Genomic DNA, 24,986 nt, shown 5'->3' on the forward strand with positions numbered 1-24,986 from the left:
TCGAGATGTTCTACAATCCGAAACGCAAGCACACAAACAACGGCATGCTGTCGCCCGTTGACTTCGAAGAAAGACAGCTCAAACTAAAACAGGCGGGTGTCTAGGAAACTAGGGGCACCTCACTATGCTAGTGGCCGCTTCCGCTCGCAAGTCGAGGTGAAACGCTTCTTTGAGGCACAACCTAGCTTCCCGAAAAGCGGTGCGAGCGGTTATGTGCATCCGTCCAAAGTGAAAGAGATGCTCCAGAAACCGGTCTATGCGGGTTGCGTTGAAGCGCAGTGCTGGGGCGTGTCCCTGCGCAAGGGCCACCATGCCCCCCTGATCGACTTTGCGACCTATGAGCGCATTCAGGCCAATCTGCGCGGCAATATCTATGCGCCTGCGCGCAAGGACATCAATGAAGACTTTCCATTGCGCGGGTTTGTGGCTTGCGATGATTGCGGGGAGCCGATGACCTCGTGCTGGTCCAAGGGGCGCAACAAGCACTATCCTTATTATTTGTGTGACACCCCCGGCTGTGCTTCCAAGCGCAAGTCTATCTCGCGCGCGAAGATCGAGGATGGGGCGGAGGCGCTTTTACGCGCTTTAGAGCCTGCCGGACAGGTCATTGAAATGGCCAAAGCCATGTTCAACGATATCTGGGCCATGCGCCTGCGTGAGGCGCAGAGCGCACAAAAGGAACTGGCTGACCAAATCAGGGCCGTTGAGACAAAGATCGAGAATATGCTGGATCGCATCGTTGATGCGCAGAGCGAAACCGTTATTGCCGCCTATGAATCGCGCATTGAAAAGCTGGAGCGTGAGAAACTGCGTTTGCAGGATAAAGCAGACAATTCCATGGGTCCGAAAGGACACCAAAGCGAGTTTATCGAACCGGCGCTTGAGTTTCTCTCAAGTCCTTGGAATATATATCAAAAAGGAAGTTTTGCGCTGCGCCAGACCGTCCTGCGGCTGGCTTTTGCAGAGCCTATTCGCTACCACCGGAAAACAGGTTATCGAACCGCCAAAATATCGTTTCCGTTCAAGGTGTTAGACGAATATTTTTCCGAAAATTGCGAGATGGTGGAGCCTAGGGGAAGGTCCACCACATTTCTAACATACTGACTTACTTGTACAATCTAGTGTGCTAGCTTCTGTGTGTCGCACTTCTGTGTACCACCTAGGCTTATTCTTGTGAAGTGCCTACTGAGGCAGCTTTATGGACCAAGTATATCTTATCCTGATACTATATTCTTTATAACTATATATAATATATGTATTTTATTACCTATACTTCTTTCTATTTGTTCTCATTCGAACCCATAATCTAATCTATAGTCTGATTATCTAATATATATGGTATGAGTATGACCTTATCAATCTCATATTATTATTAAGTATATGATATTATTAATATATTTCCATCTACGATGGATGATACAGATACCAATACTTTGTTCTGTCTTATAGGTTGCAAATTGCATGTATGCACATTTAGGTGGGAAATTTATTGGTTCTGTGCATTTGGTTCTGGTTAGAGCGCATCTGCCATATCCCTTGGTGGACGTTGGTTTCAAAAGAGATAGATCGGGACAAAGATCGCTAAGTGATCTGGTGGACTAGGGCCTTGGGCTGGAACTGGGGCTGGCGGCGTTGAGAGACGATTTGAGGCCCGCCAAGTGCTTTGGTATGGGTGTAGGGTAGGCAAACGTCTAAGATCGCGCTCTACGACGCTCTCAGCGGCTTTTTTGAGGGAGCCAAGAAGGAAGCTGGGGTGCTGGCTGGCTCGAAAGGTCGTGGGGCATGGGGGCAAAAGCCACCAACCGTGAGATAGATGGGCGCACGAAAAAGTTTCTGCGTTTTTCCTGCGCTGTTAGTCTGATCCAGACTTACCAATAACAATATCTGCAACACCAGTAATCACATGATTTGCAACGTCAATGCTATCGCAAGCCACTATCCACTTGACGAATTCAACCACGTCAAGACGCCTTTCTTGTGTTTCGACCTTTGCTACGAACGACTGTGGCTTGTTCAGCCGTTCGGCCAGACCTGCTTGTGTCATCCCAGCATTAAGACGCACCTGTCTTAACCTTTTGCAAAGATACACGTGCTCGGGTGTGCGAAGTGTCTTGTTCAAGGGACTGCCTATTGCTTGCGTGCAGGCAATCGGCTAATCCCAAGTCAGGATAATACCATTTTGGGATATACGTCACTTCAATGGTTCGGTGGTGGTGCTACCGTACTGTTACTAAGAAAGAAATCTGATGTTTAAGCAATTTTTGTATGTATCGTTATTGGGTTTGGCTGCATGTTCGACCACCGCTAACCTGTATCCCATCTCGGGGCCTATGACCCGGCAAGTTCCAGTGCCAACTTTAGTCGCCACAGTTGATGGCATAGCTGGCAATACCGGCAACTTTAATTTCGCAATGCCAAACGGTGCAGCTTGCTCAGGGAAATGGTCCTCTGTCGCACCACAGTTTGCGAGTGTGACCTCTAGCAACCTGTTCTCTCAGTACGGTTCTATTGCAGGTTATTCAACGACTGTTGGCAACGTTCCAAGCGTAAACAAGGGGCAGGCCTTTGCCAACTGCACAGATAACACACGGTTTGATATTGAGTTCTTCACTGGTAGCGGCACTGCCAACGGATATGGCATCGCCGAAGACACAAACGGCAATGTTTACAAAATGCTGTTCTGAGGCCTGAGCATGACTTTCATATTTCCCAGAGTTGCGACTGTGCTTTTGTTGGCCGTAAGTGCATCCGGTAAGGCATATGCGTACTGCCCAGACCCATTGACCTTCTCAAGTCAGTCTTTGGTAGCGCAAGTGAACGAACAACTTGATTGGCTTCTTTGCCTGCATAATGAGCAAGTTAACAGCCTCAACAGACACGCAGATCAGATCAATAGTCTTGCTGACAACCTAAGTAGGCTTGCTGCACTTCTAAGAGCGGAAGGCGACAGAATTGACGGTATTGTCATACGGGAACGGGAAGACAATCAGCGCATGTTGGCAATGGATGCAAGGATTGAAGAATTGATCCAACGGATCGAAGTATTGGAAGATACCAGATAGGCTAATCGCCAGACAAGCATTTTGTCGCGGTATCTTGCAATACTGGCGCATGTTTCCGTTCTACGCCAGGGGGTTGTCAAACCTCGAACTTTTGAAGGGCCTCGCTTAGCTGCTTCAACGTGTACCCCTCTCTCAGATAGTTCTGCTGTGTTACACCCTCTCTTTCATGCCCCACTATGCTTTGTATGATTGGCTGTTGGACATCCGCTTGCGCCAGTCGTGTAACCATTGTGTGTCGAAAGCTATGAAATTTGTGGCTCTCGCTCTTCACTCCCAGAGCAGGTGCAAGCTGATCATTGAACCATCGTCCTAGCTTGCGTCCGTGCCCGTTCTTTGGGCAGTAGCTGTAGTCGCTAAAGAGCCTGACATCTTTGGCACGGTCAGCAACAAAGGCGTCGAAGCCAAGCTCCGTCAGTTTCGGGTGCACAGGCACCCTGCGGCGGCTGGCATTTGCCTTGAGGCGTTTGTTCCCTTCGCCTTCGTCCGTGATGCTGATAAATTGAATACCATCTTCCATCCCAATGTCTGCAATGTTCAGTTGGCAAATCTCATTTAACCTTGCGCCTGTGAACATTGCTATGAGTGTTGCCCACTTGTGGCTCTCTGACTTGACCAGACCTTGCTCATTCTGGGTCAACTCTTGCAGCATCTTCCGCATCGCTTCGGGATCAAACGGCTTTCTCTCTTGTTTGCCGCTCTTTTGGCCCTTCACTTTCATGCCATTGAACAACTTATGTTCGACATAGCCGTTTCGCTCGGCCCAATCGAAGAATGCAGAGTAAATGCTGATATAGCCATTTACTGTAACGGTCGAAATCTTGGCGACGCCATCCACCTTGATTGCTTCTAGCAGTGGCAAGTGACGAGTTTGGGGGAGCTTGTTTCGGTTCTTAGGAACCTCTTGCAATATCTTCTTAACTTTGGATGCATCACGCTTATCGATTGAAGTTATCGATACGTCTTCACCAAGTACCTCAAGTAGCATTTGGAGACCCGCCTGCTTTTTTGCTGTCGTCTTGGCTGTCCAACCATCCTTGCCTGAGTGCTCGTGTATGTAGTCTACGATAACCTGCTTTAGACCCGCATCAGTCGTAGGAACGCCTATCTCACCGGCCTTATCTGTTTCAGCGTCGAAGGCGTAGTTTTCTCGGTTCTTTGCAGCAGATAGTACAGCGTCAATCATGCCGATGTGTGCTAGGCGTCTCTCACGTTGGATACGCGGATAGTTGTCATCCCAATCATCGTCTGAGAAGACACCGCTTCCTTTGGCACCTAAGCCGCTTAGTTCTTCATCTGAAATTTCAGCAAAACCATCCTCACCCAATGCTTCAACATGAGCGGATCGTGTCCATTCAAGAGCCGCAAGACGTTCCTTGGGCATCCCATCGCTATCCAGCACCTCTAGATACTTGGCGAGTAAGTCTTTGAAGCACTTGCGAACCGTCTTACGGATTTCATCTTGTCGTAGCTTTGCCAAGTCAATGTTTCCATGCACCAGTGGCCCAATGGATGCCAGATATCTTGCAGTCGCTCTAGCCCTTTGAGGGCAGCGTGTCCGCAAAGATAGGCGAACTGACCTCCTAGTAGTCTCCGGTTCGGCATTGGGTAAGGGGTACCGGAAGTAATAAATCCCATGTCTTGAAGGACTTACATAAGATGCAATCTTCATCTGTTGTGTTCCACCTATGTGTAACACCAGACATTCAAGTATCTAAGTCATTGTTTTTAAGAGATATGGTGGAGCCTAGGGGAGTCGAACCCCTGACCTCTTGCATGCCATGCAAGCGCTCTCCCAACTGAGCTAAGGCCCCACAATGCGCTGTTGTCTATGCAGCGCACCGGGCGAGATCAAGTGAAAATCGCGCACCGGCCGATGATTTATGGCGTTTGACGAAATGACCGAAATGTCATTTATCACGTATGGCGCTGAAATCTCCGATTTCAGAAAATGTTATGTGATATGGGTCTTTCGCTTAACGCTTTAGTCCTCATCATCCGTGGCAACTTCCGCCAGTTCGTCCAACGACACCGTATCATCGTCATCGTCATCATCCAAAACGTCATCGCCCAGATCAACATCATCTGCGTCGTCGTCGTCATCATCCAGCACCAGATCATCCTCTTCGGTGACCTCTTTGGCCTTCTTGCTCTGCGCGTCCTCGGCATCGGCGACCATCGTCCGGGTCTTGCCCGTATCGACGGTGACTTCCTTGCCGGTATAGGGGCTGATGATCGGGCTCGCGTTCAGATCATAAAAGCGTTTGCCGGTCTCGGGGCAAAGACGTTTCGTGCCCCATTCTTCCTTTGGCATTGGCTATCCCTTCGAATCTTGGTCATGCCCTTGCGGGTGATCGGTGCCACCTGCCATAAGCGGTTTGAGGTGTCAAAGGCTTTGGCATGCGGCGGTGAAGAAAGGTGCATATGGGCTGTCACAGACTGGAAGGCAACCCCCCGATCGACGTGACGATGCGACGGTCTGCGCGGGCACGACGGTTATCATTGCGCGTATCGCGGCTGGATGGGCGCGTGACGCTGACCATCCCTTCGTTTTCGCCCGAACGCGAGGGGATCAGCTTTCTCCGATCGCGCGAAACATGGTTGCGGCAGCACTTGGCAGAGGTCGGGCCAGCAGCCGCTGTTGCGCCCGGGATGACGATCCCATTTCGGGGGCGGGACCTGCCCGTGCAGACCCTGCGGAACGGCCGTGCACAGATCTCAGCCGACGCAATTCTCATCCGATCCGGCGCCGCCGCCGGCGTCCAGGTCAAAGCGTTGTTCAAGATGGCAGCGCGCGACACCTTGGCGTCAGCATCGGACCGCTACGCCGCATCCTTGGGTCGCACCTACACCCGCCTGACCTTGCGTGACACCCGGTCACGCTGGGGATCCTGCACGCAGGCAGGTGCGCTCATGTTCTCTTGGCGCCTGATCATGGCGCCACCCGCAGTTCTTGATTATGTTGCCGCACACGAAGTCGCTCATCTCGTCGAGATGAACCATTCCGCGGCCTTCTGGTCGGTGGTGGCAGGCCTGATGCCGGATCACGAAACGCACCGCCATTGGCTGCGCGTCTACGGGGATACGCTGCATCGCATTGCCTTTGATGATTGACGGGCGAGCATTGTGTGATCACAAAACCCGCATGATCATCCAACCCCGCCCAGTCGATCCGACATCTGCCGCCCATGAGCGGGTCTATCGCGCTTTGCGAACGCGGATCATGCACGGTGAAATCGATCCAGGCAAGGCGCTGACCCTGCGCGGCATCGGGAAATTCTACGACGTATCGATGACGCCCGCACGCGAGGCCGTGCGCCGCCTTGTCGCCGAAGGCGCGCTATCACTCTCTTCATCCGGTCGGGTATCGACCCCTGCACTGTCGAATGACCGGATCGAAGAGTTGGCCACGCTGCGCGCCCTTCTCGAGCCTGAACTGGCGTCGCGCGCGCTGCCGCGTGCCCATTTCGCACTGATCGAACGGTTGGAGACGATCAACCAAAGCGTCAGCCAGATGGTCGCCCGCCACGACGCCAGCGGCTACATCCGCATGAACCTCGAATTTCACCGCACGCTTTACCTGCGGGCCCAGGCACCTGCGATCCTTGCCATTGCCGAAACGGTTTGGCTGCAGCTCGGCCCGACCATGCGGGCGCTTTATGGGCGGCTGAACCGGACAGAGCCACCAACCCATCACCGCCTTATCCTCGCTGCGCTCAAGGCTGGTGATGAACCCGGCTTACGGCTGGCTGTCCGTACGGACGTCACGCAAGGGCTAAGGATGCTGAAAGGCTAAGACGGGTTGATTTCCTTGTCTTCAAAGGCCTGGTACAAAACCCTTCTGAAGTCTTCCGCCGGCATACCCAACCCGTGGGCAAGGCTGGTGACGAATTCGTATTCGGCGGGCAGCATCCGATCACCCGCCATGGTGATGTATAGCACGCCCTGCAACATCATGTCCTTTTCACGATCCCGCAGCCCCTTTCCAAAATTGATGTAGTCCTGCAATGACAGGTTCAGCTTGGCGCGGTCGGAAATCCGCATGATTTCGTTGGCGGCATAATTTTGTTTGGTCATGCGCTGCATTGTCCGCCCGATAAGCTTGATTTCACGCGAAGATACCAGACCATCGCATTTCGCCGCGTGACACAGCGCCGTCAGTATTCGGTTGGCCGCTTTCTTGCGCATCGGTGCATTCGGGTTCAGCGACAAAAGCGACCGCAATCGGTTGATGATGATCGCCACGAGAATAAGCGCGAACGCGATCGGGAATCCGTAGTTCCGCAAATTGCGGTCAAGATCGTTGGCCGCCTCCGCCGGGATGCTCGGATCGATCAGGTTCAACGGCGTCGACTGGGCGGTGATCATCTGCTCGGTGCTGAAAGGGCGCATTTCGGCCCCGGCTGTGCCGCGACATCCATCGCTGGCCAGAACATAGCCCTGGATGTCGGCGGTCAGTTGATAACCCCATATCTGAATACCGCGCGTCCGATAGCACAGCGACATGAAACCGTCATTGTCGCTGGGAATCTTGGTCGGGGCCACGAATTCCAGATCATTGACCAGCAAATCCGCGTAGAACTCCGAAATCGAGAAGTCACGCACATCTTCCAGCGTCAGGGCATGTACGGGCCCAACCATGCCGAATAGCATCAGCAAAGCGATTAGCAGATGTTTCATTGATATCCCGGACGTCTCACTCGATACATTTGCTGTAAAAGAAATAAATGTGGCGGAGTTGTGTTGGTTTAAGTGTATGTCTTAGGCATTTGATAACGTGACGTGAGGTGAAGTCAGTAATATATTCGCCCAATTTGCGCTGAAATATCGCCACAGTGTTGCGCTTTAAGCGACATAACCATTACAAACCCGGTTTGAGCTTAAGCATGGAAACAATCAGCGGCTATCTGAACGGATTTTTCGCATTGATGAACGATCGGTTCTGGTCGCTCGTCGACAAACCCTTCGACTCGTCGAGCCGCCTGTTTTGGTTGTACATAGTGAGCGGGGCACTGATCGCATTTTTCGTCTACCGGTTGAGCGCCCGAACGGCCAAGGACACGCCCTCATCCTTCTTGGGCTTCCTTTTCCCCCGCAAGGTTTGGCAAACCAAATCGGCCTGGCTCGACCTGCGCTATTTCGTGGTCAATCACTTCCTTGGAAAACTGCTCTACATCAGTCTGGCGGGCGGCACCATGATCCTCGCTTACGGTTGGGTTACTGGCGGTGACAGCCTGCTCGAGGTCGTGAAAGCGTCCGAGATGCCCGATGGCGGCGATGTCATCATCTCGATTCTTTACATGTTCGTCGTGGTCGCACTGGTCGATCTGACGGCCTATTCGATCCACTATCTACAACACAGGGTCCCTATCCTGTGGGAGTTTCACAAGGTGCATCACAGCCCCGAGGTCATGCATCCGATCTCGAATTTCCGGGAACATCCGTTCGACAACGTGGCGTATACGATCGGCGTCGGCTTGGTGACGGGTCTGATCGTCGGCGGGGTAAACACGACATTGGGTTATCTGCCTAACATGCCCGTCCTTCTGGGCGCGCCGTTGATGTCGTTTCTGTTCAATCTGGGCGGTTATCACTTGCGCCATTCGCATATCTGGCTCCGCTGGCCCGGACGATGGTCCATGGTGTTTCCGTCACCCGCCCATCATCACGTCCATCACAGCTGCCACCCCGATCACCTCGACAAAAACTTCGCTTTCATCTTTCCACTATGGGATGTGCTGTTCAAAACCTACCACATGCCGGACGACGACCGAGACGTAAAATTCGGCATTCACGGCGCGGCCGAGGATGAATACACGTCGATCTGGCGTCTGTACACGATCCCATTCCGCAACATCTATCGCAAGCTCAAGGCGGGCAAACCGCTGACGATCGCCGAAACACCGCGCGAGGACGACAAAGCGGGCATAGCCGATACCATCAATTCGTAATCAAGCGTGGATCGGCCCATCACCACAGGCAAGCGCGGCTTCCCTGACTGCCTCGGAATATGTGGGGTGCGCGTGACACGTGCGCGCAAGATCCTCGGCGGCGGCGCCGAACTCCATGGCAACGCAAATCTCGTGGATAAGGTCACCGGCCATTGGCCCGATGATATGCGCACCAAGAACGCGGTCGGTGTCTTTATCCGCCAAGATTTTTACGAAACCTTCACCTGAAAAATTCGCCTTTGCCCGTGCGTTACCCATGAAGGGGAATTTACCCACCTTGTAGGCCCGCCCCTGCTTTTTCAGGCTTTCCTCGGTCTCACCCACATTGGCGACCTCGGGATGGGTGTAGATCACGCCCGGGATGACGCCGTAATTCACATGCGGGTGCTGACCCGCGATACCTTCGGCCACGGCCATGCCCTCATCCTCGGCCTTGTGGGCCAGCATCGGGCCATCGATGACGTCACCAATGGCGTAGATACCTTTGACATTGGTGGCATAGCGCGCGTCGGTTTTGATCTGACCGCGTTCAGACACCTCGACTCCGAGGTCGGTGAGGCCGAGACCATCGGTGTAAGGCTTGCGTCCTGTGGCCACCAAAACCGTATCGGCCGTCATCTCATGATCGCTGTCATCCTTGCGCAGCTTATAGCTGACCGTCGCCTTGCCGCGCTTGACCTCCACACCCTGGACAGCGGCGCCGAGTGTGAATTTAAGCCCCTGCTTTGTCAGCATTTTCTGGAATTGCCGTGCAATCTCGGCATCCATGCCGGGCGTGATCGCATCAAGGTATTCAATAACTTCGACCTCGGCGCCCAAGCGGGCATAGACCGAGCCCAGTTCGAGGCCGATAACACCAGCGCCGATCACAACCATCTTTTTCGGAACCTTCGGCAGCTCGAGCGCACCGGTCGACGTCACGACCGTCTTCTCATCGACCTCGACACCCGGAAGCGATGACGCCTCGGATCCGGATGCCACGACGATGTGCTTGGCCTCGTGCACCTCATCTCCAACTTTGACCTTACCTGCTTCCGGAATGGACCCCCAGCCCTTCAACCAGTCTATCTTGTTCTTTTTGAACAGAAATTCGATGCCTCCGGTATTCTGCCCGATGGTCGTGTTCTTGTACTCCAGCATCTGTTTCCAATCGACGCTCTGCGCCTTGCCCTTCAGGCCCATCGTCGCAAAATTGTGCTCTGCCTCGTGCAACATATGGGTCGCGTGCAGCAGTGCCTTGGAGGGGATGCAGCCCACGTTCAGGCAGGTCCCGCCCAACGTTTCGCGCCCTTCGACACAGGCCGTTTTCAGGCCAAGTTGGGCGCAGCGGATCGCGCAGACATAGCCGCCGGGGCCGGAACCGATTACGATGACATCATAGCTGGACATGGATACTCCTTTGGCCATTTTGGCGGGTCGGATTTGCGTCGGAAACCCATCGGAATTGCATCGGACTCTTCATTCGATCAGCGCCGACAGGAACATCAGGATGGTTGCGAGAAAGCCAACCGACCAGATCAGCGATCGCCACGGGGCAAGGCCGAAATAATAGGCCGGAACATAAAGGACCCGCGCAACCAGATAGGCCCAGGCGCAGGCAGCCGTGAAGCCCGTTCCGCGATCACCCAAAGTGACGACCACCACGGCGATCGTGAAAAGGATCAGTGCTTCGAAATGATTGTTCATCGCGCGGATCAAGCGACCGGTCTTGGGGCTGACCTGTTCGATGATGGGTTGGCCCAGGCGGTCTGGGTCGCGTGCGCCAAGTGTTTTTCCCGTGCCCAGTTCAAGGTTGGACGGGACAGCCATAAGAACGAATTGAACGGCCTGCCATAGGCCAGCCAGCGCAAGGACGGTCAGTTCGGGTGTCATGCGGCCAGCAATGCCTCGCTGATTTGATCGGCTTTCTCATCAAAGCTGCCCGTGCGGGCAGACGGATGCAAGGTTCTGATATGCGCGATCCCGAAATGGTGCAAGACGCGGGCCGCGTCTGTGCCCAACGCGATGGGCCGCCTGCCCATCAATTCGTGTTGAACGACTGCCTCGAAGGACGCGCGTGCATCGGCGGGCGGGATGACCGAGGATCGGCTGGCGGTGAGCAGGTGAAAGATTGGCGTGATGTAGATATCGGCGCGTGTCAGCCCTGCCCGAACGAGGACCTTGTCCATGACTTTGTTAAATGGATTGTTCGGCAGACGTCCGGCTTTGCGCAGGACATCCCGATGCCGCAGCGTCGATGGATAGTCCAGCCAATCCTTTGATATGAACATCGGCCCGGTAAGGTTGCCTGACGTCATCTGGATCGGCGACACCCAGTTTCCATCCACGCCCGCATCGGCCAGCGTCCGATAACCGGGTAGCCGAAAGCCGCGTCGCCGGGCAACGGCAGATTGGTAGGCGGCTTCCAATGTCATTCGTCAATCGTGATCGGCGTCCCGTCCGGAACCAGTGCCCAGATCTCGCGCATTTCTGCATTCGTTACCGCGATACATCCATCGGTCCAGTCCCATCTGGTTTGCCACGGCCCCAGCCAGCCCCAGCCGTTCGGCAACCCATGGATCATGATGTTGCCGCCGGGTGAAACACCCCGCGCCTGTGCCTGCGCGACATCGTCGGCGTTCGGATACGAGATATGCAGCGAAAGATGCGCGATGGAATTGGCGTTGCGCCAGTCGATCTCATAGGCGCCGGTCGGGGTGCGTTCGTCCCCTTCCTGCGTTTTATGTCCTACGGGATTGGCCCCCATGGAAATCGGGTAGGTTCTGATCACCTCGCCATCCCGCAACAGCGTCAGGATGCGCTTGTCTTTATCCACATGGATCGCGTCGGCCCGTTCATCGGCTGCGGCCATCGCAGGCGGCGTCCCGGACCCGATCCGCATCATGACCTGCGTGTAAGCCGCCGTGCCGACACCAATCAGAACGATCACGAAAATTGCTTTGATAATCCGCCTCATGCTTCTGATGTCGCATGATCACGCGCGAAGGGAAAGCATCTGACGCGCAACGTGATTTTGTGACGTGACACCGCGGAAAGAGATTGGCATGATCGCCGATACAAGAGCGGTGTCCAACGCAGACGCCGCCAAATGGGAGGAAAAACATGACGACATTCACCATGGGCCGTCGCGCCCTTATGGCAGCCGCTATCGCCGCTTTGGGCATGGGCGGAACAGCACAGGCCGATGGCCATCAGGTGCTGGACAGCATCCACTTTCTGATCCCCGGCGGTGCCGGTGGTGGCTGGGACGGCACGGCCCGCGGCACGGGCGAGGCCCTGACCGAGGCGGGTCTTGTCGGCAGCGCTTCTTACGAAAACATGTCTGGTGGCGGTGGCGGGAAGGCCATCGGCTATCTGATCGAAAACGCCGAAAGCAATTACGGCACGCTGATGGTCAACTCGACCCCCATCGTGATCCGGTCGCTGACGGGCGTATTCCCGCATAACTTCCGGGACCTGACGCTGGTATCCGGCACGATCGGTGACTATGCAGCCATCGTCGTGGGCAAGGACAGCCCGATCAACTCCATGGAGGACTTGCTGGCTGCTTACGATGCCGATCCATCGAATACAGCCATCGGTGGCGGTTCCGTCCCTGGCGGGATGGACCACTTGGTTGCCGCGATGGTCATGGAGGCTGCGGGCCGCGATGCGCTGGATGTGAAATACATCGCTTATGATGCGGGCGGGAAAGCCATGGCTGCGTTGCTGTCGGGTGAGATCGCGGCGCTTTCGACCGGCCTGTCAGAAGCGATTGACCTGTCCAATGCAGGCGAAGTCAAAATCGTCGGTATCACCGCGGATGAGCGCGTGGATGCCGCCCCGGATGCGATGACCATGCAGGAACAGGGGATCGATACGACCTTTGTGAACTGGCGCGGTTTCTTCGGTGCGCCGGGTCTGCCGGAAGAGCAGTTGGTCGCCTATCAGGATGCTATCGCCAAGATGTATGATACGCCGCAATGGGAAGAGGTCCGCGCCCGGAACGGCTGGGTCAACATCCACAATTCCGGCGATGATTTCCTGGCGTTCCTTGAGGAGCAGGAACAGGTCATCGGCGATCTGATGAAAAAGCTGGGATTCCTCTAAGGGCTCTTTCAACGGCGGGGCGCAGGCCCCGCCGTTTTTCGTTTGGGGGGAGGACATCATGGCACTCGATCGCTGGATCGCGCTGATCCTGTTGGGGATCAGTCTGGCTTATGGATATGCAGCGTGGTTCACGATGGATGCCGGGCTGGCCCCGTTCATGCAGCGCAATCCGATCTGGCCCAGCACATTCCCCAAGGTTTTATCCGTAATTGCGGTGATCACGGCATTGGTCATTCTGCTGGGCCTTGAAAAGGGTGAACAGAAAGTCGGCGAGATCGATTATCGCCGGTTGGGCGACTATCACATCGGGCAGGCCGTGCTTTTGCTCGGCCTGATGGCGGCCTACGCCCTATGCCTGCGCCCTTTGGGTTTCATCATCTCGACCGGCGCGTTCCTGATCCTCGGATCGTTCATTCTGGGCGAACGGAAATGGCATTTCATGATCCCGATCGCCCTGACTGCCACGCTGGTGGTCTGGTATCTTGTGCAAGAGGTGTTGGGCATCTACATGCGCCCCCTGCCCGGCTTTCTGGGAGGATAGGCCATGCTAGAAGGATTGCTGATCGGCCTGCAAACGGCCTTTTCCATTCAAAATATCCTGATGGTCATCGGCGGCTGTCTGATCGGGACGTTCATCGGGATGCTGCCCGGCCTTGGGCCAATGTCGATCATCGCGATCATGATTCCGGTGGCGATATCGCTGGGCGATCCGTCAGCGGCGTTGATCCTGCTGGCTGGAGTCTATTACGGGGCGATCTTTGGCGGGTCGACCTCGTCAATCCTGCTGAACGCGCCCGGTGTGGCGGGAACTGTGGCGAGCAGTTTCGATGGCTATCCGATGGCCAAGAATGGTCAGGCGGGCAAAGCGCTGACCATCGCCGCCATCGCGAGTTTCGCGGGCGGAACGATCGGGGCTTTGTTGCTGATGATCTTCGCACCGGCCTTGTCGTCGGTCGCCTTGCTGTTTCACTCCGCCGAGTATTTCGCGCTTATGGTTGTAGGCCTTTCCGCGATCGCGGCTTTTGCGGGCACGGGTCAGGTGGCCAAGGCGATCATGATGACCGTGCTGGGCCTGATCATGGCGACCGTAGGCGAAGGGGCGCTGTTCAACCTGCCCCGCTTCACGATGGGGATCATGGACCTGCAATCGGGGTTCGGCTTCATCACGCTCGCCATGGCGATGTTCGCGCTGCCAGAGGCGCTGTTTCTGGTGTTGAAACCCAAGATTCCCAAGGGCGACGGCAGCGATGATATCAAGGATCTGCGGATCAGCCGGGCCGAAGCGAAATCCATCGCACCCGTCATCGGACGTCAATCGGTGCAGGGGTTCTTTATCGGGGTCCTGCCGGGTGCCGGCGCGACGATCGCCAGCTTCCTTGGCTATGCGGTCGAGCGGAACATCGCGCCCAAACATGAACAGGACGAATTCGGCAAAGGGTCGATCAAGGGCCTGGCCGCGCCAGAGACGGCCAATAATGCCGCCTGCACCGGTTCGTTCGTGCCATTGCTGACACTGGGCATCCCGGGGTCCGGGACGACGGCAATCCTGTTGGGCGCCCTGATCGCGCTGAACGTCACGCCCGGCCCGCGCCTTATGATAGACGAGCCGCAGGTATTCTGGGCCGTCATCATGTCGATGTTCATCGGCAATTTGGTCCTGCTGATCCTGAACCTGCCGCTGATCCCCTACATTGCCAAAGTACTGGCAGTGCCGCGCAATTTCCTGATCCCGTTCATTTTGTTCTTCACGCTGATGGGCGCCTATATCGGGCAGAACAATGCGACGGAATTGCTGATCTTGGTCGGCTTTGGCGTCTGTGCGACTGCGCTCAGGTTCGCGGATTACCCGCTCGCGCCGCTGCTGATCGGCTTCATACTGGGGAGAATGCTGGAGGACAACTTTGCGCGATCGATGCAGCTTTACGATGGGGCGTCGTTCGTATGGGAGCGGCCCATGACATTGGGCCTGCTGCTGATTGCGGTGTTCTTGGTGGTTCTACCCAGCTACCGCGCCCGACGGGCGCGGCTGCGGGCCTCAGGTATTGCGGACGGGGATTGATGGCAAGGTCCCGGCTCAGGGCCGGGGCCTCTGCCTCACCGCAAGTGCGACCGCAGGAACCACGCGAATTTCTCGTGGGTTTGCCCGCGCGCGATGCAGAGGTCCTCGGTTAGCGTGTCGCCGTGGTTCGCCGCCAATTCGCCACAACCGGCAAGCGTCCCTGCCAGCGTCTCCTGCGCCTCGAGCATCATCTTGATCATCTCTTTGTCGCTCGCCGTGCCTTCGTATTCGCTGACTTTCGAACGTTTGATCATACCCGCCAGTGTGCCTTCGGCATGGGCATCGACGGCCTTGATACGTTCGGCCAGGTCATCCTGGGCCGTAAAGTGATCTTCGTATATGTCCTGAAACAGCTGGTGCAGCGGTCCAAATGCCATGCCGGTCACGTTCCAGTGGAAATTCTGCGCGAGCATCGTCGTCACCGCGGTTTCCGCCACGGATTGGTTCAGTGCCTCGGCGATTTCGCCTTTGGCGTCAGGGGTCAGGGCGATGGCGGTCTGGGTCATTCCAACTCTCCAATTTCTATTCTGCAAGGCTGGCTGGCATGTCGTGCTGGCTCGCAAAACATAAATATAGCGGCATCGTAAAAAGCCAAGTGATTTTTAGAATAATTCTAAAGTTTGTGTGCAACGCCATTGATCAGATAAGCGATCTGGCGTTGGTATATATGCGGTACACGTGACCGGATAAGGAAAGCGAAACTGTCCGTATCACCTTGCTGCGCGCAGGTGATGGCCCGCATCACCCATGTCTCATCGAACGACATTTGTGCCGTACCGGGGCGATAAAAGGTGACTTTCCGATCAAGGGCGAGTCGCAGGGATTTCACGAGCGCGCGTGCGTACGCCTCCTGCGCGACGTCCGGGTCGGTCGATAACAATGCGCAGGCCTTGAACAGGTCTTGCCGTGGTGCCGCACGGCACCTAAGCGCCGTTACTCGCAATTCTTCCAGCCGATCATCCGCCGAAAATTGGGGCGCGACCGGCAGAGCGATTTTTTGAACTGGCTGAACCATCATGCGACCTTGCAAAGCAATATACTAACCTGACTATATTAATCAGAAATACCTTGCAAGGAAAGTCATGCTCTCCTGACCATCAACCGCGACGCGCGACGTGTCAGAGCCTGCCGCCGGATGAAGGCGCCGATAAAGATGATGGTCATGACCAGGATGATCGTCGGCGCCGGTGCGCTGTCGATATAGAAGCTGGCATAGGTACCAAGCATCATGGACCCCGCACAGACAAGCACCGCCACCCAAAGCATCGTCGCGAATTGGCGCACGAGCAGGAACGCGATCGCCCCCGGCGCGATCAGAAGGCCGATGGCAAGGATAAGACCAACCGCCGACAGCGTCGCGACGATGGTCAGCGACAAGGCGCTGAGAAGCCCGTAGTGCAACATGTTGACCGGCAGGCCCGAGGCCTGGGCTTGGGCCGGATCGAAGCTATGCAACAGCAGGTCTTTCCATTGCAGGATCAGGGCAAGGCTGACACCTGCCGCGATGATCCCCGCCAGCCAAAGCTCTCCGATATCGACCCCCAGCATATTCCCGAACAGGATGTGGTCGAGATGCGCATTCGTGTCGACCGATACATACAGTACGATCCCCAGCCCGAACATGCCCGAAAAGACGACGCCCATCACCGTATCCTGTTTCACCCGGCTGTTGGTCGCGAGATACCCCGTTGCCAATGCGCAGATCATGCCCGCAATGAAAGCGCCGATAATCAGCGGAATGCCAAATATATAGGCCGCCACCACCCCGGGCAGCACCGCATGGCTGACCGCATCGCCCATCAGCGCCCAGCCTTTGATGACCAGGAAACAAGAGAGCAAAGCGGTCGGAACGCTGACGACCAGGGCGACCAGAAAGGCGTTTTGCATGAACGGAAACTGGAAGGGCAGCAGCAGGTCGGGCATCAGACCGTCCGCTCGATGATGGGCTTTGCTTTAGGTTGTGCGACAGCGGCACGCGCTTTCCGCTTGGCCGCAAGCAGCCCGTGTTTTGGCGCAAAGACAAAGGCCAGCAGAAAGATCAGTGTCTGAAGGCAAACAATGATACCCCCCGTCGCCCCATCAAGGAAATAACTGATATAGGCACCGGCGAAACTTGTGGTGGCCCCGATGATGACGGATGTCACGATCAACCGCGGAAAGCGGTCGCAGAGAAGGTACGCGGTTGCCCCGGGTGTCACGACCATGGCGATGACAAGGAAGGCCCCGACAGTTTGCATTGCGGCGACGACAGAGGCCGACAGCAGGATGAAGAAAACCGCTTTCAACAGGTCAGGCCGCAGCCCGATTGTGCGCGCGTGCGTTTCGTCAAAGAAGGTGACCATCAGATCTTTCCACTTCGCCAACAACACGGCAAGCGAGATGAATCCGATGATGGCCAACTGCAGCGTATCGCCGGGCGTGATGGCAAGGATGTTCCCCATCGTGATCGTCTGGACCGAAATGGCGACCGGGTTGATCGACACGATGAACAGGCCAAGTCCAAAGAAAGACGTAAAAATCAGGCCGATGATGACGTCTGTTTTCAACCCCGAGCGCTCGGACAGGAACAGCATCGCCCCCGCCGCCAGCCCACCCGCGATGAACGCACCCAGCGCGAAGGGCAATCCAAGGATGTACGCCCCCGCGACCCCGGGTACGACGGAATGGGCGAGCGCGTCGCCGATCAGGGACCAGCCTTTCAGCATCAGGTAAGCGGACAGGAACGCGCAGACCCCGCCGACAAGGGCCGAGACCCACATGGCATTGAGCATGTAATTATAGGTAAAGGGCTCCCACAACACGGCCATCATTCGCGGTCCGTGATTTGCGTTTTGTCGTCGTATTGCACCAATGGCCGCTCATCATCGGTTAAGATCGTGATGGCGCGCGCGTCCTCATCATCATGCAGCGCATCGCCGCCAAGGGTAAAGTGGCGCAGAACGCCGCCAAACGCTTTTTCAAGATTTTCGCGGGTAAAGGTGGTCTCGGTCGGGCCGTGGCAAAGGACGGTCCCTTTGACCAGCACCGTCCGGTCGCAAAATTCAGGGACCGAGCCGAGGTTGTGGGTCGAAACGAGCATGACGCGGCCCTCATCCCGGAGTTCACGAAGGAGTGCCACGATCTGATCCTCGGTCTGCACATCGACGCCGGTGAACGGCTCGTCCAGGAGGATCACCTGCCCGTCTTGCGCCAAGGCCCGGGCGAGGAAAACACGCTTGCGCTGCCCGCCGGAAAGCTCGCCGATCTGGCGATAGCGGTAATCCTGCATCCCGACCCGATTCAACGCCTGATCAACGGCGGCTTCATCCGCTGTCTTTGGCCTGCGCATAAACCCCATATGCCCGTAGCGCCCCATCATCACGACGTCTTCGACCAGAACAGGAAAAGCCCAATCGACGTCCTCTGATTGCGGGACATAAGCCACAAGGTTCTGACGCAGAGCGTCCTTGACCGTCAGGTCCAGGATACGGATCGTCCCTTTGGCGGCCGGGACAAAGCCCATGATTGCCTTGAAAAGCGTCGACTTGCCCGCGCCGTTCACGCCCACAAGCGCAGTAATGGTCCCGCGCGGGATGTCGAAACTGGCGTCCCACAATGCAGTATGCCCGTTACGGTAGGTGACTGTCACATCACGCGCGCAAATACCGCCGGCGGGGGTGGCGGTATCTGTCGAAAGGTTCACCTGTTTCTGCATCATATCGCAAACCTAGTTGGTTGCGGCGGTCAGTCCATCCGCGATGGTTTGTGATGTGACGCGCAGAAGGTCCAGATAGGTAGGCACGGGGCCGTCGGCCTCACTGAGAGAATCCACATAAAGGACACCGCCATATGCCGCCCCCGTCTCGCGGGCGACCTGTTCGGCAGGGGCAGTGTTGACGGTGCTTTCGCAGAAGACAACAGGGATATTGTTGTCGCGCACCCCGTCGATGACCGCACGGACCTGCTGCGGGGTACCGACCTGATCGGCGTTCATCGGCCAAAGATACAGTTCCTGCATCCCGAAATCGCGGGCGAGATAGCTAAAAGCCCCTTCGCAGGTAACCAGCCAGCGCTGATCGGCGGGGATCTTCGCGATCGCATCGCGCAGCGGCTGGATCGTCGCGCGTAGCTCATCCTTGTAGGCAGCGGCGTTGGCCAGATATGCCTCGGCGTTGGTTGGGTCCCGTTCGGCGAAGGCATCCGCCACGTTGTCGATATAGATCAGTGCGTTATCCAAACCCATCCAGGCATGCGGATTGGGCTTGCCTTCGTAACTGCCCGCGGCGATCGAGATCGGGTCGATGCCGTCGCTGACGGTGACCGAGGGGACGTCACCGAGGTTCGCCAGAAACTGCTCGAACCATAATTCAAGATTCATCCCATTCCACAGGATCAGATCGGCATCACTGGCGCGGACAATGTCCTGCGGCGTGGGCTGATAGCCATGGATTTCAGCACCCGGTTTGGTGATGGACACGACATCCGCCGCATCACCGGCAACGTTCGACGCCATATCGGCAAGGACCGTGAAGGTCGTGACGACCTTCATGCGGTCGGCTGAGGCCCCGGTGGCCAGCAGCACAAGCGTCAAAGCGGCAACCAGTTTGACGATCACAAAGCGCATCGATTTCCCCATACGGCAATTTCATTCGCTGATGTAAATGCAAATCACTCGCAACTTGTCAAGGAAATTGAGAATGATTCTCAATAAAGGTTACGTGACCGCCGATTTCCGCTGATATTCCGGGCGATCCCACAGCCTATCGTTCATCACATCCGCCAGAATATCGACCGCCCGGACGACATCGCCCTCGTCGATGTAAAGCGGCGTAAAGCCGAACCGCATAATGTCAGGGGCGCGAAAATCTCCGATCACGTCGTGCGCGATCAAGGCCTGCATGGCGGCATAGCCTTGCGCGAACGCGAACGATACCTGCGATCCCCTTCGCGCTACATCGCGCGGGCTGGCCAGGGTCAGGTCCGGACAGCGCGCCTCGACCTCTGCGATAAACAACTCGCTCAACGCGATACTGCGGTCGCGGACGTCTTGCATATCGATACCGTCCCAGACGTCCAACGCCGCTTCCAGCGCCGACATCTGCAGCACAGGCGGCGTGCCGACGCGCATCCGCGCGATATCTGGCGCGGGGCGATAATCGGGCTCGAACGCGAAAGGCGCGTCATGGCCCAGCCAGCCGGACAAGGCCGGATCGATCCGACCAACCAGGTCGGGGCGCACATAGATGAACGCCGGTGCTCCGGGGCCACCATTGAGGTATTTATAGGTGCAACCGACCGCCATTTCACAACCGCACCCCGCCAGATCAACAGGCACAGCCCCGGCGCTATGCGCCAGGTCCCACAGCATGATCGCTCCGGCATCATGCGCGCGGCGCGTGATATCGGCCATGTCGTGCATCCGTCCGGTGCGATAATCGACCTGAGTCAGCATGACGACCGCGACGTCATCGGTGATTGCCTCCACGACGTCCTCTGGTGCGACGACACGCAATTCGTGGCGTGCATCCTGATGCGCGATCAGGCCTTGGGCCATGTACAAATCCGTGGGAAAGTTCCCACTGTCGGACAGGATGACCTTGCGGTCCGACCGCATCTGTAACGCCGCCGACAGCGCCTGGTAGACCTTGATCGACAGCGTATCACCCATCGTCACCGATCCGTCCGGCGCGCCGATCAACCGGGCAACCTTGTCACCGACGCGCATCGGCTGCGCCATCCAGCCGTCTACGTTCCAACCCTTGATCAAATGCCCGCCCCACTCATCGGCCACGACACGGGCCAGATGATCTGGCACCGCACGCGGCAAGGGACCCAACGAATTGCCGTCCAGATAGATCATGCCCTCCGGCAGATCGAACCTGTCCTTCATCGGTAATGTCTGCGCTGCGTCCTTCATCATAGTTGCCCCCGCATGTTCCAAAGTTCGGGAAACAGTTCGACCTCAAGCATCCGGCGCAGATACTTCACGCCCGATGTTCCGCCCGTCCCGCGTTTGAACCCGATAATCCGCTCCACCGTCGTGACATGGTTGAACCGCCACCGGCGAAAGTAATCTTCGAGATCGACCAGCTTTTCCGCCAGCTCGTATAGCGTCCAATACGTGTTGGGGTCCCGATAAACCCGGGTCCACGCCTGCATCACCGTATCATCGGCTTGGTGCGGGCCATCCATCCGGCAAATACTTGGATCGAACGACATTCCCAAAGCCTGCGCCAAATTGTCCAGGGCCACATGATACAGCGATTTCGTCCGCAATTCCTGCCCCAGCATCCGATGCAATTCGGGCCGATGTTCATGTACCTTCATCATCGCCGTATTGCGATTGCCCAGGATGTATTCGATCAGCCGGTATTGATGCGATTGGAAACCGGATGAGGCCCCCAGATCTTCGCGAAAGGCAGTGTATTCGCTTGGCGTCATGGTGCGCAGTACGTCCCAGGCATTGTTCAACTGCTCGAAAATGCGCGAAACGCGCGCCAGCATCTTGAAGGCGGGCGGAAAATCTCCGGCAATCAGATGGGTACGCGCGGTGGACAATTCATGCAACGCCAACCGCATCCACAATTCCGAGGTCTGGTGCTGAATGATGAACAGCATCTCGTCATGCGCGTCCGAGCGCATGTTCTGCGCCCCAAGGATCGGATCCAGCGATAGATAGTCGGCATAGCTCATGTCGCTGGCAAACGACATTTGCGCGCCGTCCTTGGCCGGGTCGTAAGCGGTCATACTGGCTCCTGATCTATGGTTGTCGACCCGACCGTATCCGCCTGATTTATCACTGTACACTCCACACACCTCGGTGTTTCGTGCCGCCTACATAACGGAGATCGAGGATGCGACAAACCTGGCGCTGGTTCGGGCCCAAAGACCAGATCACGATCGGTGATATCCGGCAAGTCGGCGTAGAGGGCATCGTCTCAGCCCTTCACCATCTGCCAACCGGTGACATCTGGACCGTCGATGAAATTGCGAAGCGGCAGCAAGAGATCACGATCCTGCCCGATGGCAAACCAACCGATCTGGCGTGGGAGGTCGTGGAAAGCCTGCCCGTGTCCGAGGCGATCAAGTCCGGCGACCCGGACAGGTATGAACATATCGGCAACTACGTCACCAGTCTGCAAAACCTCGCCGCTGCCGGATTGCGGGTGGTCTGCTATAACTTCATGCCGGTCCTGGATTGGACACGAACTGACCTGCGTGCCCCGCTGCCCACAGGCGGGACGGCGATGCGCTTTGATCTCGTCGATTTCGCCACTTTCGATCTGCATATTTTACGTCGGGCCGCTGCGACCGCGGACTATCCTGACGGCGTGATCGCTGCAGCCGATACCCGACATGCGGCCATGACCACCGACGACGCCGCACGCTTGCAACACAACATCATCGCCGGGCTGCCGGGGGCGAATGACAGCTGGACACTTGCGGATATCCGCAAACACCTGGCCCGCTATGCGGATATCGACAGCGACCGACTACGCGGGAACCTGATCACTTTCCTGCAAGCCGTTGTCCCGGTGGCGGAACGTCTGGGTCTGCGCCTCTGTTGCCACCCGGACGACCCGCCCTTCCCGCTGCTTGGCCTGCCGCGCATCGCGTCGACCACGGATGATTACATCCGGATCATGCGCGCCGTCGACAGCCCCGACAACGGCATCACCCTATGCACCGGCTCTATGGGTGTGACCGAAAACGTGGATTTCCCCGCATTCATCCACGATTGGGGTCATCGCATCCACTTTGCACATCTGCGGAACACGCGCCGAGAGGGGCCGATGATCGGTGGGCGCCACAGCTTTGTAGAGGCCGCGCATCTGGAAGGCGACACCGATATGGTCGCCGTCATTCGGGCCCTTCTGGCGGAAGAGCGCAGGCGTGCCACGGCAGGTCGCGCCGACGCGCAAATCCCGATGCGTCCGGATCACGGCCATGAACTTCTGGGCGATGTCGGCGATAATACCCAACCCGGCTATCCGCTGATCGGGCGCATGCGCGGGCTGGCTGAATTGCGCGGGATCATGACCGCACTGGCCTGACCCCGACATCACAAACCGGCCAAAGGTCGCTTTCCGCAAAACGGATCGGGGCAAACCCACCCATAATCGATGCGGAAGCGAAAGTTGTGGGAGGTCCGTTGATGAACAGCCACGATCCACTTGGCCCCGTCATGCAACCCATCAACAGGGCGCGGGGCCTTCCAAACGCGCACTATATCGACCAAGCCGTATTCGACGCGGAAAAACGCCGTCTGCTTTTCGCCAACTGGGCCGGGATCGGCTTTGCACATGATGTGGCGGAACCCAGTGATGCGAAACCGGTCGATTTCCTCGGCATGCCGCTTTTGATCCTGCGCGACCGGGCCGGTGTCGTCCGGGTTTTCCAGAATACCTGTCGGCACCGCGGCATGATCCTGGTCGACACACCCGGCAAAATCCGCGGCGCGATCCGTTGCCCTTACCATTCGTGGTGCTATGACCTGGATGGCACGCTGAAGTCCACGCCGCATGTGGGCGGGCCCGGACATAACCGACATGAAGACATCGACATGTCTACGCTGGGCCTGATCGAAATCGCCAGCTATGTCTGGCAGGGCGTCGTTTTCGCAAATATCGACGGTAGCGCACCGCCCTTCACCAAAGTGCATGCCGACCTGCTGACCCGATGGCGGGAATTCGATCAACCGCTGCATTTTGGCGGAGAAACATCTTATTTCGCGCTGGATGTCGCGACCAACTGGAAACTCGCCGTCGAAAATTATTGTGAAAGCTATCACCTGCCGTGGATTCATCCCGGCCTGAACACCTATTCGCGGCTAGAGGATCACTACAATATCACCGCACCCGGCAAGTTTTCGGGCCAAGGCACGCTGGTCTACCGACAGCTCTGCGATGACGGAAAGATATTTTCCGATTTCGCGGGGCTACCCGACAAATGGAACGAGGGCGCCGAATACATCGCCGTCTATCCCAACGTCTTACTGGGCGTGCAACGCGATCACACCTTCGCCATAGTGCTGGAACCCAAAAGCTGCGATCAGACGGTCGAACATGTCGCACTGTTTTATGCGGACGATGCGGCTGACAACGATCTAAAGGACAAGAACGCCGATCTGTGGCGCGGCGTCTTCGAAGAAGACCTCTTCGTCGTTGAAGGCATGCAGCGGGGGCGGCACGGAATCAAGTTCGATGGTGGGCGTTTTTCACCTGTCATGGACGGGCCGACCCACAACTTCCATGATTGGGTGGCGCGCCAGATGGCGAACCGCGGGTGAACGATGCCGACCTGAACACCGCGATCCTTTGCGCCCATGATTTGCGGGATCCCGCCCGCCTGATCGGGCTCTACACGAACGCTGCCGACCGACACGAACACACAGGCGATATAGACGCAGCCTGTTTCTTTCTTACGCAAGCCTACGTCTTTGCCCTCGAAGCCGGCGATGACCGGACCGACGTGTTACACCAGCGGCTGGTCAACCACCGACGGGCGTGATCCCGGGACAGCCCTCTGCGGGGCCATCGGATGCCTGCTGGTTTTCCCAAATCTCGCGCTGCCAGGCCAGCCAACCCTGCACCTTCACCAACGGTTCGGGGTCGATATGGCATGTCCGCACCCGCCCCCGCTTGACCGATCTGACGATACCCGATTTTTCAAGCACCTTGAGATGGCGCATAAAGGTTGGCAACGCCATCGCATGCGGTTCGTGCAACGCGCTGACGCTGGCAGGACCCTTGGCCAGCTGTTCGATCACAGCACGCCGGGTCGGGTCGGCCATGGCTGAGAAAAAGGAATCGAGATGCTTGGTCATTGACCATTGGATAGGGTCGCGAG

Annotated in this window: 29 protein-coding genes and 1 tRNA gene; 12 read left to right on the plus strand and 18 right to left on the minus strand. The window is 56.9% G+C overall.

Features of this window, described 5'->3' with window-relative positions; translation table 11 throughout:
• The first annotated feature begins 156 nt into the window (after positions 1-156).
• Positions 157-1,104, plus strand: a complete 948-nt coding sequence (locus V8J85_RS18825) for a recombinase zinc beta ribbon domain-containing protein (RefSeq protein WP_339955326.1) — start codon at positions 157-159, stop codon at positions 1,102-1,104.
• 748 nt (positions 1,105-1,852) lie between these two features.
• Here V8J85_RS18825 and V8J85_RS18830 read toward each other — a convergent pair.
• Positions 1,853-2,119: a helix-turn-helix domain-containing protein gene (locus V8J85_RS18830; RefSeq protein WP_339955327.1), complete on the minus strand. Its 267-nt coding sequence runs from the start codon at positions 2,117-2,119 to the stop codon at positions 1,853-1,855.
• Between the two features lie 127 nt (positions 2,120-2,246).
• On the opposite strand from V8J85_RS18830, the gene V8J85_RS18835 reads away from it, so the two are divergent.
• Together V8J85_RS18835 and V8J85_RS18840 are read left to right on the plus strand one after the other, a co-directional pair.
• On the plus strand, positions 2,247-2,684 hold the full coding sequence (locus V8J85_RS18835) for a hypothetical protein (RefSeq protein ID WP_339955328.1): 438 nt from the start codon (positions 2,247-2,249) through the stop codon (positions 2,682-2,684).
• Between the two features lie 129 nt (positions 2,685-2,813).
• Positions 2,814-3,062, plus strand: coding sequence for a hypothetical protein (locus V8J85_RS18840; RefSeq protein ID WP_339955329.1), 249 nt, complete (start codon positions 2,814-2,816; stop codon positions 3,060-3,062).
• 76 nt (positions 3,063-3,138) lie between these two features.
• Here the strand turns inward: V8J85_RS18840 and V8J85_RS18845 are convergent, their stop codons facing one another.
• From V8J85_RS18845 to V8J85_RS18855, 3 genes are all read right to left on the minus strand, one after another.
• Entirely contained in the window at positions 3,139-4,539 is a 1,401-nt protein-coding gene (locus V8J85_RS18845; protein ID WP_339955330.1) for a site-specific integrase, read from the minus strand.
• A gap of 258 nt (positions 4,540-4,797) precedes the next feature.
• Positions 4,798-4,873, minus strand: a tRNA-Ala gene (locus tag V8J85_RS18850).
• A gap of 170 nt (positions 4,874-5,043) precedes the next feature.
• Complete coding sequence (locus V8J85_RS18855; protein ID WP_339955331.1) at positions 5,044-5,373, minus strand: TIGR02300 family protein; 330 nt, start codon at positions 5,371-5,373, stop codon at positions 5,044-5,046.
• Between the two features lie 110 nt (positions 5,374-5,483).
• Between V8J85_RS18855 and V8J85_RS18860 the strand changes: the two genes are divergently transcribed.
• Together V8J85_RS18860 and V8J85_RS18865 are read left to right on the plus strand one after the other, a co-directional pair.
• A complete protein-coding gene (locus V8J85_RS18860) occupies positions 5,484-6,173 on the plus strand; it encodes a M48 family metallopeptidase (RefSeq protein WP_339955332.1) in 690 nt (229 codons plus the stop codon).
• 31 nt (positions 6,174-6,204) lie between these two features.
• Positions 6,205-6,855: a GntR family transcriptional regulator gene (locus V8J85_RS18865; protein ID WP_339955333.1), complete on the plus strand. Its 651-nt coding sequence runs from the start codon at positions 6,205-6,207 to the stop codon at positions 6,853-6,855.
• On the opposite strand, the gene V8J85_RS18870 is transcribed toward V8J85_RS18865, so the two are convergent.
• Positions 6,852-7,739 carry a TerB family tellurite resistance protein gene (locus tag V8J85_RS18870; RefSeq protein ID WP_339955334.1) on the minus strand — a complete coding sequence of 296 codons (888 nt, stop codon included), beginning with the start codon at positions 7,737-7,739 and terminating at the stop codon, positions 6,852-6,854. The two genes, V8J85_RS18865 and V8J85_RS18870, sit on opposite strands and share 4 nt — an antisense overlap.
• Before the next feature lie 206 nt (positions 7,740-7,945).
• On the opposite strand from V8J85_RS18870, the gene V8J85_RS18875 reads away from it, so the two are divergent.
• The gene (locus tag V8J85_RS18875; protein WP_339955335.1) at positions 7,946-9,010 is read left to right on the plus strand and encodes a sterol desaturase family protein; all 1,065 of its coding nucleotides are present in this window, start codon (positions 7,946-7,948) and stop codon (positions 9,008-9,010) included.
• Here the strand turns inward: V8J85_RS18875 and lpdA are convergent, their stop codons facing one another.
• From lpdA to V8J85_RS18895, 4 genes are all read right to left on the minus strand, one after another.
• Positions 9,011-10,399, minus strand: coding sequence for a dihydrolipoyl dehydrogenase (gene lpdA, locus V8J85_RS18880; RefSeq protein WP_339955336.1), 1,389 nt, complete (start codon positions 10,397-10,399; stop codon positions 9,011-9,013).
• A 69-nt stretch (positions 10,400-10,468) separates the two neighbouring features.
• A complete protein-coding gene (locus tag V8J85_RS18885; protein WP_339955337.1) occupies positions 10,469-10,882 on the minus strand; it encodes an MAPEG family protein in 414 nt (137 codons plus the stop codon).
• Positions 10,879-11,424, minus strand: coding sequence for a hypothetical protein (locus tag V8J85_RS18890; RefSeq protein ID WP_339955338.1), 546 nt, complete (start codon positions 11,422-11,424; stop codon positions 10,879-10,881). The genes V8J85_RS18885 and V8J85_RS18890 overlap by 4 nt, the downstream gene beginning before the upstream one ends.
• The gene (locus V8J85_RS18895; RefSeq protein WP_339955339.1) at positions 11,421-11,966 is read right to left on the minus strand and encodes a L,D-transpeptidase family protein; all 546 of its coding nucleotides are present in this window, start codon (positions 11,964-11,966) and stop codon (positions 11,421-11,423) included. The genes V8J85_RS18890 and V8J85_RS18895 overlap by 4 nt, the downstream gene beginning before the upstream one ends.
• Positions 11,967-12,112: 146 nt before the next feature.
• Between V8J85_RS18895 and V8J85_RS18900 the strand changes: the two genes are divergently transcribed.
• The 3 genes from V8J85_RS18900 to V8J85_RS18910 are packed head-to-tail and all read left to right on the plus strand — an operon-like array spanning position 12,113 to position 15,158.
• Positions 12,113-13,099, plus strand: a complete 987-nt coding sequence (locus tag V8J85_RS18900) for a Bug family tripartite tricarboxylate transporter substrate binding protein (RefSeq protein ID WP_339955340.1) — start codon at positions 12,113-12,115, stop codon at positions 13,097-13,099.
• A gap of 58 nt (positions 13,100-13,157) precedes the next feature.
• Positions 13,158-13,640: a tripartite tricarboxylate transporter TctB family protein gene (locus tag V8J85_RS18905; RefSeq protein ID WP_339955341.1), complete on the plus strand. Its 483-nt coding sequence runs from the start codon at positions 13,158-13,160 to the stop codon at positions 13,638-13,640.
• Between the two features lie 3 nt (positions 13,641-13,643).
• Positions 13,644-15,158, plus strand: coding sequence for a tripartite tricarboxylate transporter permease (locus V8J85_RS18910; RefSeq protein WP_339955342.1), 1,515 nt, complete (start codon positions 13,644-13,646; stop codon positions 15,156-15,158).
• 35 nt (positions 15,159-15,193) lie between these two features.
• Here V8J85_RS18910 and V8J85_RS18915 read toward each other — a convergent pair whose 3' ends face one another.
• From V8J85_RS18915 to V8J85_RS18950, 8 genes are all read right to left on the minus strand, one after another.
• Entirely contained in the window at positions 15,194-15,664 is a 471-nt protein-coding gene (locus tag V8J85_RS18915) for a Dps family protein (RefSeq protein WP_339955343.1), read from the minus strand.
• Between the two features lie 107 nt (positions 15,665-15,771).
• Positions 15,772-16,176 carry a hypothetical protein gene (locus tag V8J85_RS18920; protein ID WP_339955344.1) on the minus strand — a complete coding sequence of 135 codons (405 nt, stop codon included), beginning with the start codon at positions 16,174-16,176 and terminating at the stop codon, positions 15,772-15,774.
• A 62-nt stretch (positions 16,177-16,238) separates the two neighbouring features.
• Positions 16,239-17,081, minus strand: coding sequence for a metal ABC transporter permease (locus V8J85_RS18925; protein WP_339955345.1), 843 nt, complete (start codon positions 17,079-17,081; stop codon positions 16,239-16,241).
• Complete coding sequence (locus tag V8J85_RS18930) at positions 17,081-17,965, minus strand: metal ABC transporter permease (protein ID WP_339955448.1); 885 nt, start codon at positions 17,963-17,965, stop codon at positions 17,081-17,083. Before V8J85_RS18930 ends, V8J85_RS18925 begins: the two co-directional genes overlap by 1 nt.
• Positions 17,965-18,855 carry a manganese/iron ABC transporter ATP-binding protein gene (locus tag V8J85_RS18935; protein ID WP_339955346.1) on the minus strand — a complete coding sequence of 297 codons (891 nt, stop codon included), beginning with the start codon at positions 18,853-18,855 and terminating at the stop codon, positions 17,965-17,967. Before V8J85_RS18935 ends, V8J85_RS18930 begins: the two co-directional genes overlap by 1 nt.
• A 9-nt stretch (positions 18,856-18,864) precedes the next feature.
• Positions 18,865-19,761 (minus strand): metal ABC transporter substrate-binding protein, encoded by an 897-nt coding sequence (locus tag V8J85_RS18940; protein ID WP_339955347.1) that lies wholly within the window; start codon positions 19,759-19,761, stop codon positions 18,865-18,867.
• Between the two features lie 90 nt (positions 19,762-19,851).
• Positions 19,852-21,057 carry a kynureninase gene (kynU, locus tag V8J85_RS18945; protein WP_339955348.1) on the minus strand — a complete coding sequence of 402 codons (1,206 nt, stop codon included), beginning with the start codon at positions 21,055-21,057 and terminating at the stop codon, positions 19,852-19,854.
• The gene (locus V8J85_RS18950) at positions 21,054-21,884 is read right to left on the minus strand and encodes a tryptophan 2,3-dioxygenase (RefSeq protein ID WP_339955349.1); all 831 of its coding nucleotides are present in this window, start codon (positions 21,882-21,884) and stop codon (positions 21,054-21,056) included. The genes kynU and V8J85_RS18950 overlap by 4 nt, the downstream gene beginning before the upstream one ends.
• 107 nt (positions 21,885-21,991) lie before the next feature.
• On the opposite strand from V8J85_RS18950, the gene uxuA reads away from it, so the two are divergent.
• The 3 genes from uxuA to V8J85_RS18965 all read left to right on the plus strand — a co-directional run bounded on the left by uxuA (position 21,992) and on the right by V8J85_RS18965 (position 24,647).
• Positions 21,992-23,191 carry a mannonate dehydratase gene (gene uxuA, locus V8J85_RS18955; protein WP_339955350.1) on the plus strand — a complete coding sequence of 400 codons (1,200 nt, stop codon included), beginning with the start codon at positions 21,992-21,994 and terminating at the stop codon, positions 23,189-23,191.
• A 101-nt stretch (positions 23,192-23,292) separates the two neighbouring features.
• On the plus strand, positions 23,293-24,426 hold the full coding sequence (locus V8J85_RS18960; RefSeq protein ID WP_339955351.1) for an aromatic ring-hydroxylating oxygenase subunit alpha: 1,134 nt from the start codon (positions 23,293-23,295) through the stop codon (positions 24,424-24,426).
• Entirely contained in the window at positions 24,423-24,647 is a 225-nt protein-coding gene (locus V8J85_RS18965; RefSeq protein ID WP_339955352.1) for a hypothetical protein, read from the plus strand. The genes V8J85_RS18960 and V8J85_RS18965 overlap by 4 nt, the downstream gene beginning before the upstream one ends.
• Here the strand turns inward: V8J85_RS18965 and V8J85_RS18970 are convergent.
• The gene (locus V8J85_RS18970; protein ID WP_339955353.1) at positions 24,628-24,963 is read right to left on the minus strand and encodes an ArsR/SmtB family transcription factor; all 336 of its coding nucleotides are present in this window, start codon (positions 24,961-24,963) and stop codon (positions 24,628-24,630) included. The two genes, V8J85_RS18965 and V8J85_RS18970, sit on opposite strands and share 20 nt — an antisense overlap.
• Positions 24,964-24,986 lie beyond the last annotated feature (23 nt).

Source organism: Yoonia sp. 2307UL14-13 (genome assembly GCF_037572755.1).
Taxonomy (GTDB): domain Bacteria; phylum Pseudomonadota; class Alphaproteobacteria; order Rhodobacterales; family Rhodobacteraceae; genus Yoonia.

Excerpts from the sequence above, each read along its gene's own strand:
- V8J85_RS18905 (WP_339955341.1), top strand. The coding sequence starts at position 13,158 with ATGGCACTCGATCGCTGGATCGCGCTGATCCTGTTGGGGATCAGTCTG.
- V8J85_RS18960 (WP_339955351.1), top strand. The coding sequence starts at position 23,293 with ATGAACAGCCACGATCCACTTGGCCCCGTCATGCAACCCATCAACAGG.
- V8J85_RS18940 (WP_339955347.1), bottom strand. The coding sequence starts at position 19,761 with ATGCGCTTTGTGATCGTCAAACTGGTTGCCGCTTTGACGCTTGTGCTG.
- V8J85_RS18860 (WP_339955332.1), top strand. The coding sequence starts at position 5,484 with ATGGGCTGTCACAGACTGGAAGGCAACCCCCCGATCGACGTGACGATG.
- V8J85_RS18915 (WP_339955343.1), bottom strand. The coding sequence starts at position 15,664 with ATGACCCAGACCGCCATCGCCCTGACCCCTGACGCCAAAGGCGAAATC.
- kynU (WP_339955348.1), bottom strand. The coding sequence starts at position 21,057 with ATGATGAAGGACGCAGCGCAGACATTACCGATGAAGGACAGGTTCGAT.
- V8J85_RS18935 (WP_339955346.1), bottom strand. The coding sequence starts at position 18,855 with ATGATGCAGAAACAGGTGAACCTTTCGACAGATACCGCCACCCCCGCC.
- V8J85_RS18855 (WP_339955331.1), bottom strand. The coding sequence starts at position 5,373 with ATGCCAAAGGAAGAATGGGGCACGAAACGTCTTTGCCCCGAGACCGGC.
- V8J85_RS18970 (WP_339955353.1), bottom strand. The coding sequence starts at position 24,963 with ATGACCAAGCATCTCGATTCCTTTTTCTCAGCCATGGCCGACCCGACC.
- V8J85_RS18920 (WP_339955344.1), bottom strand. The coding sequence starts at position 16,176 with ATGATGGTTCAGCCAGTTCAAAAAATCGCTCTGCCGGTCGCGCCCCAA.
- V8J85_RS18835 (WP_339955328.1), top strand. The coding sequence starts at position 2,247 with ATGTTTAAGCAATTTTTGTATGTATCGTTATTGGGTTTGGCTGCATGT.
- V8J85_RS18930 (WP_339955448.1), bottom strand. The coding sequence starts at position 17,965 with ATGGCCGTGTTGTGGGAGCCCTTTACCTATAATTACATGCTCAATGCC.
- uxuA (WP_339955350.1), top strand. The coding sequence starts at position 21,992 with ATGCGACAAACCTGGCGCTGGTTCGGGCCCAAAGACCAGATCACGATC.
- V8J85_RS18895 (WP_339955339.1), bottom strand. The coding sequence starts at position 11,966 with ATGAGGCGGATTATCAAAGCAATTTTCGTGATCGTTCTGATTGGTGTC.
- V8J85_RS18870 (WP_339955334.1), bottom strand. The coding sequence starts at position 7,739 with ATGAAACATCTGCTAATCGCTTTGCTGATGCTATTCGGCATGGTTGGG.
- V8J85_RS18910 (WP_339955342.1), top strand. The coding sequence starts at position 13,644 with ATGCTAGAAGGATTGCTGATCGGCCTGCAAACGGCCTTTTCCATTCAA.
- V8J85_RS18890 (WP_339955338.1), bottom strand. The coding sequence starts at position 11,424 with ATGACATTGGAAGCCGCCTACCAATCTGCCGTTGCCCGGCGACGCGGC.
- V8J85_RS18925 (WP_339955345.1), bottom strand. The coding sequence starts at position 17,081 with ATGCCCGACCTGCTGCTGCCCTTCCAGTTTCCGTTCATGCAAAACGCC.
- V8J85_RS18900 (WP_339955340.1), top strand. The coding sequence starts at position 12,113 with ATGACGACATTCACCATGGGCCGTCGCGCCCTTATGGCAGCCGCTATC.
- V8J85_RS18885 (WP_339955337.1), bottom strand. The coding sequence starts at position 10,882 with ATGACACCCGAACTGACCGTCCTTGCGCTGGCTGGCCTATGGCAGGCC.
- V8J85_RS18865 (WP_339955333.1), top strand. The coding sequence starts at position 6,205 with ATGATCATCCAACCCCGCCCAGTCGATCCGACATCTGCCGCCCATGAG.
- V8J85_RS18950 (WP_339955349.1), bottom strand. The coding sequence starts at position 21,884 with ATGACCGCTTACGACCCGGCCAAGGACGGCGCGCAAATGTCGTTTGCC.
- lpdA (WP_339955336.1), bottom strand. The coding sequence starts at position 10,399 with ATGTCCAGCTATGATGTCATCGTAATCGGTTCCGGCCCCGGCGGCTAT.
- V8J85_RS18875 (WP_339955335.1), top strand. The coding sequence starts at position 7,946 with ATGGAAACAATCAGCGGCTATCTGAACGGATTTTTCGCATTGATGAAC.